The 9,939-nt window shown below is 62.3% G+C and carries 9 protein-coding genes and 1 tRNA gene; 3 read left to right on the top strand and 7 right to left on the bottom strand.

Translation table 11 applies throughout. From position 1 onward, the window contains the following. Positions 1-163 precede the first annotated feature (163 nt). Positions 164-240 (bottom strand) — tRNA-Met (locus tag ACTIFF_RS17040). Positions 241-411: 171 nt separating this feature from the next. On the opposite strand from ACTIFF_RS17040, the gene ACTIFF_RS17035 reads away from it, so the two are divergent. The 3 genes from ACTIFF_RS17035 (at position 412) to ACTIFF_RS17025 (ending at position 4,433) form a co-directional block, all read left to right on the top strand. After that, on the top strand, positions 412-1,380 hold the full coding sequence (locus tag ACTIFF_RS17035) for a histidine kinase (protein ID WP_439537915.1): 969 nt from the start codon (positions 412-414) through the stop codon (positions 1,378-1,380). Further along, positions 1,373-2,023, top strand: a complete 651-nt coding sequence (locus ACTIFF_RS17030) for a response regulator (protein WP_439537914.1) — start codon at positions 1,373-1,375, stop codon at positions 2,021-2,023. Before ACTIFF_RS17035 ends, ACTIFF_RS17030 begins: the two co-directional genes overlap by 8 nt. Before the next feature lie 157 nt (positions 2,024-2,180). Further along, a complete protein-coding gene (locus tag ACTIFF_RS17025; protein ID WP_439537913.1) occupies positions 2,181-4,433 on the top strand; it encodes a TonB-dependent receptor in 2,253 nt (750 codons plus the stop codon). An 85-nt stretch (positions 4,434-4,518) separates the two neighbouring features. Here ACTIFF_RS17025 and ACTIFF_RS17020 read toward each other — a convergent pair whose 3' ends face one another. The 6 genes from ACTIFF_RS17020 to ACTIFF_RS16995 form a co-directional block, all read right to left on the bottom strand. Next, the gene (locus tag ACTIFF_RS17020) at positions 4,519-4,818 is read right to left on the bottom strand and encodes a formate dehydrogenase (RefSeq protein WP_439537912.1); all 300 of its coding nucleotides are present in this window, start codon (positions 4,816-4,818) and stop codon (positions 4,519-4,521) included. Between the two features lie 35 nt (positions 4,819-4,853). Continuing rightward, the gene (locus ACTIFF_RS17015) at positions 4,854-5,876 is read right to left on the bottom strand and encodes a formate dehydrogenase subunit gamma (protein ID WP_439537911.1); all 1,023 of its coding nucleotides are present in this window, start codon (positions 5,874-5,876) and stop codon (positions 4,854-4,856) included. Between the two features lie 9 nt (positions 5,877-5,885). After that, positions 5,886-6,110, bottom strand: coding sequence for a hypothetical protein (locus tag ACTIFF_RS17010; RefSeq protein ID WP_439537910.1), 225 nt, complete (start codon positions 6,108-6,110; stop codon positions 5,886-5,888). Beyond that, entirely contained in the window at positions 6,107-6,733 is a 627-nt protein-coding gene (gene fdh3B, locus ACTIFF_RS17005) for a formate dehydrogenase FDH3 subunit beta (protein WP_439537909.1), read from the bottom strand. Before fdh3B ends, ACTIFF_RS17010 begins: the two co-directional genes overlap by 4 nt. Positions 6,734-6,797: 64 nt before the next feature. Further along, positions 6,798-9,704: a formate dehydrogenase subunit alpha gene (locus ACTIFF_RS17000; protein ID WP_439537908.1), complete on the bottom strand. Its 2,907-nt coding sequence runs from the start codon at positions 9,702-9,704 to the stop codon at positions 6,798-6,800. Positions 9,705-9,720: 16 nt separating this feature from the next. Then, positions 9,721-9,933 (bottom strand): formate dehydrogenase, encoded by a 213-nt coding sequence (locus ACTIFF_RS16995; RefSeq protein WP_439537907.1) that lies wholly within the window; start codon positions 9,931-9,933, stop codon positions 9,721-9,723. Positions 9,934-9,939 lie beyond the last annotated feature (6 nt).

Here is a 9,939-nt window from a genome sequence, read left to right as displayed (position 1 = left end):
AACGACATCCACACGCCGTTACAACCATGCCGTGCCCACACCTATCGGCTGTTTGTGTTTTTAAAGAGCTTCGCTGCATTTCCGTGCAGCACAGAAACGAGACTGTAACACAACTTCGATTCTGCGACAACTTATTCTCTGGTTCTCACCACTCGTGATTCGGTGGTTGCGGGGACAGGATTTGAACCTGTGACCTTCGGGTTATGAGCCCGACGAGCTGCCAGACTGCTCCACCCCGCGTTCGAGAGAAAAAGATTATGACTGTTCGAATCAGTAACGTCAACCCCGTCTGATAGATTTGCGATGGATGACGGGGCCAGGCGCAACCGCAGTGATCCGGCGGAGCCGCATAAGACATCACGGGTACAGATACGGACGTCTGGCCACCCAGACACACATATATATAGGCGAATGAAAAGAAGCTACCTAAGGAAACACAGGCACCGGATCGAGCTTGCGCTCATCGTGGCCACGGCCGCCATTACATTCGTCGCAAGCTCGCGAGCAGAGCTTTATGAGCGTTTTCATACGCTGCTCTTGCGATATGAAGTCGTGCAGGCGGACGAGTTGTTCATTGCGTTACTCGGTTTGACGGTTGCCCTGACGCTTTTTTCAGTGATGCGGTGGCGCGATGCGAGGCATGAACTGGCATCACGCGTTGCCGCCGAAAGACGGTTGAAGAGGCTTGCGGCGCGCAACCGCGATCTGGCGCAGGCATTGATTGGCCTCCAGGAGGCCGAGCGACGGCGGTTTGCGCATGAGCTTCACGACCATTTCGGGCAGTGCTGCAACGCGATACGCATCGACGCCGTCTTTTTACGCGACCACCTTGAAGACCGTTCAGCGGAGAAACGCGCGGCTGACCGTATCGCGGAATCAGCAGACGACCTATATCAGACCGTGCGGGGATTGCTCTACGAGTTGCGTCCGGCAAGTCTGGACAGCCTCGGCTTGCTCGGAGCAGTGCAGTCGCTGTGCGAATCGTGGGAAGAGCGTTCAACGATAAACTGTGCGCTGCTTCCACGCGGAAATCTGGAGGATCTCGGAGAAGACGCAAATATCGCGATCTTTCGCATCATCCAGGAGTCTCTTTCCAACGTGATGAAGCACGCCAATGCCAGTCATGTCCGGATTGTCCTCAGTCATGATGCCGACACCGATACCGTCGAACTCGCCATCGAAGATGACGGCAGCGGTTATCACGCAGCCAGAGTGCGTCCCGGTCTGGGTTGGCTGGGCATGGGCGAGCGGGCATCGATGCTCGGTGGCTCACTGAAAATTGACAAGAGCTCACTGGGCGGTGTCCTCGTGAGTTGCAGCTTCCAACATCCTGCGCGCGCAGGCGCGATCGAATCCCTCAAGGCCACTGACCATGATTGAAGTATTGCTCGTCGACGACCACCCCATCGTGCGCTCGGGCTATGCCAGATTGCTTGAAGCGGGCCGCGATATTCACGTTGTCGCCGAAGCCGAGGATGCCGATTCAGGATATCTGGCCTACACGGCGCATGCGCCCAAGGTGACAGTGACCGACCTTTCGCTGCCGGGGTCAAGCGGCATCGACCTGATACGGAGGATCAGAGCCCGTGATGCGGGTGCAAGGGTACTGGTGTTCAGCGTCCACGATGAAGCCGTGGTCGTGGAGAAAGCGCTGCAGAGCGGGGCCAGTGGCTTCATCAGCAAACGCAGCGCGCCAGAGGTGCTGCTCGAAGCAGTTCGCCACGTTGCGCGCGGTGAGCGTTACTTGAGTACGGACGTCAGGAAGGCATTCGAGCTTCGTTCGCCCGATGCCGAACGCTCCATCATCAATGATCTTTCGCCGCGCGAGTTCGAGGTATTCCGGCTGCTTGCACAGGGCCTGTCGGCAGCCGAGTGCGCCACGATGCTCAACCTGAGTCAGAAGACGGTCGCCAACTATCAAGCACTCATCAAGGAGAAGCTCGGTGTCGGCACCTCGGCTGCATTGGTTCATCTTGCGCTCCGGCTAGGCGTTGTGCCTCAACTCGGGCCAAAGCAGGACTGAACTTCGTTCGCAAACCATCGGGAAGAACTCCCGATGTCGGGAATTTTTCCCTATCTTTCCCGGAGAGCGTTCGCTATCGTCCGCTGCGGTCGCGCCCTGCGACTGCAGACGCAGCGCCTCGCAGAGTGGCGCGCGACGCAACCCGAGGAGATTTCAGTTGAACGCACACCACGGCGCAGCACGACTGCGTCTGACGCCGATTGCAATAGCCATTGCCAGCCTGCTTGGCAGTTCGGCCACCATTGCCGCGGAAGTTCGGACCGTTGCCCCCACCGTCGAAGTCGTCGGCACATCGCCGATCCCCGGTCTCGATCGGCCGAAGGACGAGATTCCGTCGAACGTACAGTCGATCCGACGCGATCGACTGCGCGACACCGGGGCAGCGGGATTGCCGGAACTGCTCGGCAGCCAGCTGCAGAGCGTCAATGTCAATGAAATCCAGGGTAACCCTTACCAAGCCGACGTCAATTACCGTGGCTTCACGGCAAGCCCGTTGCTCGGCACTCCCCAAGGCCTGTCGGTGTATCAGGACGGGGTGCGCATCAACGAGCCTTTCGGCGACGTGGTGAATTGGGATCTGATCCCGCGCAACGCGATTGCATCGATGGACCTGATACCGGGCTCGAACCCGCTGTTCGGCCTGAATACGCTTGGCGGCGCGCTGGCGATCCGCACGAAGGACGGCTTCAGCCACGCCGGCTCCGGGCTGGAAGCCTACACAGGCAGCTTCGGACGCCACGCGGTCACCGCCGAACACGGCGGCAACAACGGCGAACTGGGCTGGTACTTCACCGCCACGCGCTTCAAGGAAGACGGCTGGCGTGATTCGTCGCCGTCGGACGTGAACCAGTTCTTCGGCAAGATTTCGCATCGTTCCGCAAAACACGAGCTCGACCTGAACCTCACTCACGCCAACAGCGATCTGATCGGCAACGGCCTGACGCCACGCTCGTTCTACGAGCAACGGCGGAAATCGATCTTCACGTCACCCGACAACACCCGAAACCGGATGACCATGCTGTCGCTGAATGGCGGCTACTGGCTGGACGACGTGCACAAACTGTCAGGCACGGTCTATGTCCGCACGAACAACGTACGCACGCTCAACGGCGATGCCAATGACGAATTCGCCGCCCCGGGCGACCCGGAAGGCGTACTCAACCGCACGCGCACGCGCCAGCAGGGCTACGGTTTCAGCGCGCAGTGGGCAAAGATTCTGGAAGACCGTCAATTGGCTGTCGGTACGACCTATGACCACAGTCGTACCCGCTTCCAGCAGACCGAACAGGAGGGTGACTTCAATCCAGACCGCTCGGTGAACCCGACCGACACTGAAGAGGATCCAGACCCCAAGCTGCGCGGCCGTACGCAGACCTGGAGCCTATTCACCACCGGTACCTGGAAGCCGGTGCCGGAAGCGGCCGTGTCGCTCTCGGCACGCTACAACCACACCAGCGTGAAGACGACCGACCAGCTGGATGCCACGTCCAGCCTGAACAGCGATTACACCTACAGCAAGATCAACCCGGCGCTCGGCGCCACCTATGCGCTGACTCCGGCCGTCACGATTTACGCCAACGCGCAGCAGGGAAATCGGGCGCCCAGCCCGATCGAACTGGGCTGTTCCGATCCCAACGAGCCATGCAAGCTGCCCAACGCGATGCAGGCCGATCCGCGACTCGACCAGGTGGTCACCCGGGGCATCGAGTTCGGCATCCGTGGCGTCGCAGGTCCGATCCGCTGGAACGCGGCCGCTTTCGGTTCAGTGAGTCGGGACGACATCCTGTTCGTGTCCAGCAACACGGTTGGCCAGGGCTATTTCAAGAACTTCGGCAAGACGCAGCGCCACGGCGTCGAACTGGGCATGGGGGGCGAGTACGGCCAGATGGCCTGGCGCGCCGGCTACACCTGGGTGGATGCGACCTACCGCTCCGGTGAGTGCGTCGTCTCGCCGGAAAATTCGGCGCAGGACGCCTCGTGCGGCGCCGACAATATCCGCATCACGTCCGGTGACCGCATTCCGGGCATCGCCGAGCACAGTTTCAAGCTGGGTCTGGATTGGCGCCCGACGCAATGGCTGACGCTCGGTTCCGACATCGTGACGCACTCCGGCGTCTATGTGCGCGGCAACGAAAACAACCAGCACGACGAAGGCGGCAAGACGGCCGGCTTCAGCGTGGTCAACCTGGTGGCAACGGCTCAGCTGGGCGCAGGATGGTCGGCTTTCGCCCGCATGAACAATGTGTTCGACAAACACTATTTCACCGCTGGCCAGATCGGCGAAAACCCCTTCGTCGGACCGAACAACAGTTTCGATCCGGACGACAACAACTGGCGCGATGAAACCTTCTATGCGCCGGGTGCCCCGCGTGCCGGCTGGATCGGTGTGCGTTACCGCTTCGGCGGGTAAGTGGCGGTGCCCCGCAGTGCCGGGGCCACTGCGACCACAACGACAAAGGCACCTTGCGGTGCCTTTGTCGTTTCCGTGGGTTGGCTTACCGGGCGGCCGGCGCCTGTGCAGGCGCCTGTGCAGGCGCCTGTGCAGGCTCCGCGGCAGGAGGCGCGGGGGTTGCCGCGGGGGGTGCAATAGGCGTCGGCGTCACGGTAATGCCCTGCGCCTTCATCCGTTCAATGTACTTTCCTGCCACCGCATCCTGCGAGGCGGCCAGCAATTCGGCTGCCTTCTTGTCGCCATCAGCCGCCTTTGCCTTCTTCTCGGCCGCGGCAGCCTTCTGTTCTTCCGTCATTTCCGGCAGTTTGGCCAGCGCTCCGGTGGTGAGCAGCGCGCCGATCATCAACACCACTATCCTGTTCATGCGTAGTCCTCCGATCAGACGCGGGCCGTGACGGGCATTCCACCTGCCGGCTGTGTCGCGGGTTGAGTTTTCATCGCCTCGTCGTACCAGAGCTCGTGGTGTTCCCTTGCCCAGGTCTCGTCGACGTAACCAGTCCTCATCCCGTCGAGCGCGCTCTCCATGCCGATGCTGCCTATATATATATGCGCGAGCGACAGCGTCATCACAACGAGTGAGCCGATCAGATGAACGATGTTGGCGGTCTGCATCACCCAGCGTCCCTGCTCGAAGTTCGGGAAATTGAGTACCAGCCCGCTGATGCCGACCGTCAGTGACAGGAACACCACGCCCAGCCAGAACCAGGTCTTCTCGCCGAAGTTGAAGCGATGCGACGGCACATGCTCACCTGTCAGCAAGCCGCCCGCCTTGCGTATCCACAGAGCGTCGATCGACTGCCAGATGTTGTCCTTGATGAACAGCACGATGAACACGACCACCGACAGGATGAAAAGCGGTCCGATGAAGTTGTGCACGTTCTTGCACACCACGGCCACCGTGGCGAACAGCGAGTAGCCGAACACCGGCAGCAGCACATGCTTCCCGAACAGCATCACCATACCGCTGACGGCGAGCACGCAGAACGAAATTGCCATCGCCCAGTGTGATGCACGCTCCAGCGAATTGAAGCGATGGATCAGACGGCCGGTCTTCGCGCCGGAGAGCATGATCGGCCCCCGCAGCTTGAAGAACACCGCCAGCAGTAACGCCATGGCGCAGAAGGCGATGCCGCCGTACAACATCAACGGCCCGTTGCGCAACGCGCGCCAGGTCTGGCCACCCGACTGGATCAGCACACCGGTCTCGACCCCCTTGACCGATGTGTAATGCGCATCACCCGAGCGCACTTCGCGCCACACCGGTGCGTTGTTCAGCGGCTGGAACTGCTGGCTGGTCGCCTGCTCGGCCGCATCGGCCGCCAGCGCCGGCTGTAACGGCAGCGCCATCAGCGCACCGATGCAGCACAGCAGACGGACGAGCCATGAGAAGTGATGAGTCATCGCAGCCTCCTAACCGTTGATGCGGCGGTATTCGTTCTGGCTCTGGTTGCGCGCCTTGATGCTGGCTTCCCATTGCGCACGGTCACCCGCGAACGATTCGTTGTCCCACGGTTTGGTGTCGGGCTTGCCCTGATACTGGCCCTGCTTGTAGACCACCACCTGTTCGTGCTCGCCGCAGCCGACGAGCGCCACCACCACGGCGGCAACAAGAACCGATCCCTTCAGTCGTCTCATGATTTGCCCCCCGCGTCAGGTTGCTGGGCCGGTACGTCCGGCTTGCCGTAGGCGGTCGACCAGCCCCAGATGTCGGCGCCCTTGCCGCGCGTGGTGACGCGCTGACGATAGATGTCGGCCAGCACGTCGGCGTCGCCACCGAGCAGCGCCTTGGTCGAACAGACTTCGGCGCACAGCGGCAGCTTGCCTTCAGCCAGGCGGTTGCGGCCGTACTTGCGGAATTCGTCCTCCGACGCATTCTTCTCCGGGCCGCCGGCGCAGAAGGTGCATTTGTCCATCTTGCCGCGCAGACCGAATGCCCCCGCCTGCGGGAACTGCGGTGCGCCGAACGGGCAGGCGTAGAAGCAGTAGCCGCACCCGATGCACAGGTCCTTGTCATGCAGCACGACGCCCTCATCCGTGCGGTAGAAGCAATCGACCGGACACACCGCCATGCAGGGCGCGTCGGAACAGTGCATGCAGGCAACCGACATCGATCGCTCGCCCGGCACGCCGTCGTTGATGGTCACGACGCGCCTGCGATTCACGCCCCAGGGCACTTCGTGTTCGTTCTTGCACGCGGTGACGCAACCGTTGCACTCGATGCAGCGCTCTGCGTCACAGATGAATTTCATTCTTGCCATGTTGTCCTCCGTTCTCCGCGGCGGGCCTTGCCAGGCGCCCGCCGCGTGGGTTGCGTCGCGCGTTTCAGGCCTTGACGATCTGGCAGACCGTGGTCTTGGTTTCCTGCATCATCGTCACCGAGTCGTAACCGTAGGTGGTGGCGGTGTTCACCGCCTCGCCGCGCACCACCGGGGCCGCACCCTCCGGATAGCTGTCGATCAGGTCCTTGCCCATCCAGTGTCCGGCGAAGTGGAAGGGCAGGAACACCGTGTCAGCGCCGACCCGCTCGGTCACCATCGCCATCACCTTGATCTGGGCCCCGGTCGGCGACCTCACCCACACCATGTCCTTGTCGCGGATGCCGCGATCATTGGCTGCACGCGGGTTGATCTCGACGAACATGTCCTGCTGCAGTTCGGCGAGCCAGGGGTTGGATCGCGTCTCGTCGCCGCCGCCCTCGTACTCGACCAGTCGGCCGGAGGTCATGATCAGCGGGTAATCCTTGCCGACGTTGGCGAACTGGTCCTGCACGCTCTTGTAGAGCGTGGGCAGACGCCAGAAGGCCTTCTTGTCGTCGTGCGTCGGGTACTTGGCGACCAGGTCGGCACGCGGCGAGAACAGCGGTTCGCGGTGCAGCGGAACGGCGTCCGGGAAATTCCACACCACGGCGCGCGCCTTGGCGTTGCCGAACGGATGGCAGCCGTGTTCCTTCATCGCGACGCGGATGATGCCGCCGGACGAGTCGGTCTTCCAGTTCTTGCCTTCCGCCTTCTTCTTCTCGTCGTCGGTCAGCTCGTCCCACCAGCCAAGCTTCTTCAGCAGCACGTGGTCGAATTCCGGGTAGCCGAACTGCAGATCGGCTCCCTTCGATGCAGAGCCATCGTTGGCGAGCAGGCTCACGCCGTCCTTCTCGACGCCGAAATTCGCGCGGAAATTGCCACCGCCGTCCATCACGTGCTTCGACGTATCGTACAGATTGGGCGTACCGGGGTGCTTCATTTCCGGCGTGCCGTAACACGGCCAGGGCAGACCGAAGTACTCGCCGTCGAGCTGGTAGCCGGTTTCCTTGTCGATGCCGCCCTTGGCGCGCAGCGTCTTCGGGTCGAACACCTGCATGTTGCGCATGTGCGCCTTCAGGCGCTCCGGCGACTGGCCGCTGTAACCGATCGTCCAGGTACCGCGGTTGATCTCGCGCAGGATGTCTTCGACGCTGGGCTCGTTGTTCGTCACCTTCACGTTCTTCGTGAACTCGTCGGCGAAACCGAATTTCTGCGCGAACAGATACATGATGGTGTGATCGGGCTTCGATTCCCACAGCGGCTCGATCACCTTCTCGCGCCACTGGATCGAACGGTTCGACGCGGTGCAGGACCCGACGCACTCGAACTGCGTTGCCGCCGGCAGCAGATAGACACCGTCCTTCCGGCCGCTGGCCGCCATCGCAGCAGTGGCCGATGGATACGGATCGATGACCACCAGCGTATCGAGCGCCTTCATGGCCTCCAGCATGTCCTTGCCGCGCGTCTGCGAATTCGGCGCATGGCCCCAGAACACCACGGCACGCAGGTTCGGGTCCTGGTCGATGAACTCGTTCTTCTCGGTGACGCCGTCGATCCAGCGCGACACCGTGATGCCCGACTTCTCCATCAGCGCTTGCGACGCGAAGCGGCCCTTCAGCCACTCGTAGTCGACGCCCCAAACATTGGCCCAGTGCTTCCACGAGCCGGTCGCAATGCCGTAGTAGCCGGGCAGCGAATCCGGGTTCGGGCCGACGTCGGTCGCGCCCTGCACGTTGTCGTGGCCGCGGAAGATGTTGGTGCCGCCACCCGATACGCCGACATTGCCGAGCGCCAACTGAAGATTGCACATCATCCGCACGATCGCGTTGCCGGTGGTGTGCTGGGTCTGACCCATGCACCACACCACGGTCGAGGGCTTGTTCTTCGCCATCGTTTCAGCGATCAACTTCACCTGGTCGTCCGGCACGCCGCTGACTTCCTCGACCTTCTCCGGCGTCCACTTCATCGCCTCGTCGCGGATCTTGTCCATGCCGTACACGCGGTCTTCGATGTACTGCTTGTCTTCCCAGCCGTTCTCGAAGATGTGGCGCATCACGCCATACAGGATGGCGATGTCGGAGCCCGAACGGATGCGCACGAAGTGGTCGGCCTTGGCCGCAGTGCGGGTGAAGCGCGGGTCGGCGACGACGATCTTCGCGCCGTTCTCCTTGGCATGCAGGATGTGCAGCAGCGACACCGGATGCGCCTCGGCGGCATTCGATCCCATGAACAGGATGGCCTTCGAGTTCTGCATGTCGTTGTAGGAGTTGGTCATCGCACCATACCCCCACGTATTCGCGACGCCGGCCACCGTGGTCGAGTGGCAGATGCGCGCCTGGTGGTCGCAGTTGTTGGTGCCCCACATCGACACGAACTTGCGCATCATGTAAGCCTGCTCGTTGTTGTGCTTCGACGAGCCTATCCAGTACACGCTGTCCGGGCCGCTTTCTTCGCGCAGCTTCAGCAACCGGGCCGACAGTTCGGTCAGTGCATCGTCCCACGACATGCGCACCCATTTGCCATCGACCAGCTTCATCGGGTAGCGCAGGCGGTGCTCTCCGTGGCCGTGCTCGCGGATCGACGCGCCCTTGGCGCAGTTCGCACCCATATTGATCGGGCTGTCGAAAACCGGCTCCTGCCCGACCCACACGCCATTCACGACTTCGGCATCGATGGCGCAGCCAACCGAACAGTGGGTACAGATCGTGCGCTTGATTTCGACCTTGCCACCGGCCGCCGGCGCATCGGCTGCCCGGGCGCGCTCGACCATCGAGAACGGCAGTGCCGACGCGAACGCGCCGGCACCGGCTGTCATGCCGGAGCGCTTCAGAAAGGTGCGCCGGTCCATCGTGCGCGGCGCGGCAGCCGACACGGCGCGCGCGAGGCGCGAGGTGCCGCGCGGGGCGCTGGCGGATTTACGGGTCAGGGTCATGGTCGGTCTCCTCCGGTCAGACGCGTGCGGTACGGTAGTAGTTGGCGATGTGCTCGGTCATGCGATAGCCGCCCTTTTCGTTCTTTGCCGTGAGGTCGGTCGCTGGCTCCGCTTCACCGGTCGAGCGCACCGCCACCACGGCGGCTGCGGCGCCCACGCCACCGACACCTGCGGTCAGCAGGAAATGCCTGCGTTTGAGGTTGGCGTTGAGGTTTGCTTTGTCAGTCATCGTGAA

Source organism: Methyloversatilis sp. (assembly GCF_051861465.1).
Lineage (GTDB): Bacteria > Pseudomonadota > Gammaproteobacteria > Burkholderiales > Rhodocyclaceae > Methyloversatilis.
Note: the sequence above shows the minus strand (reverse complement) of the source record. Positions and strands in the feature narration are given on the sequence as shown.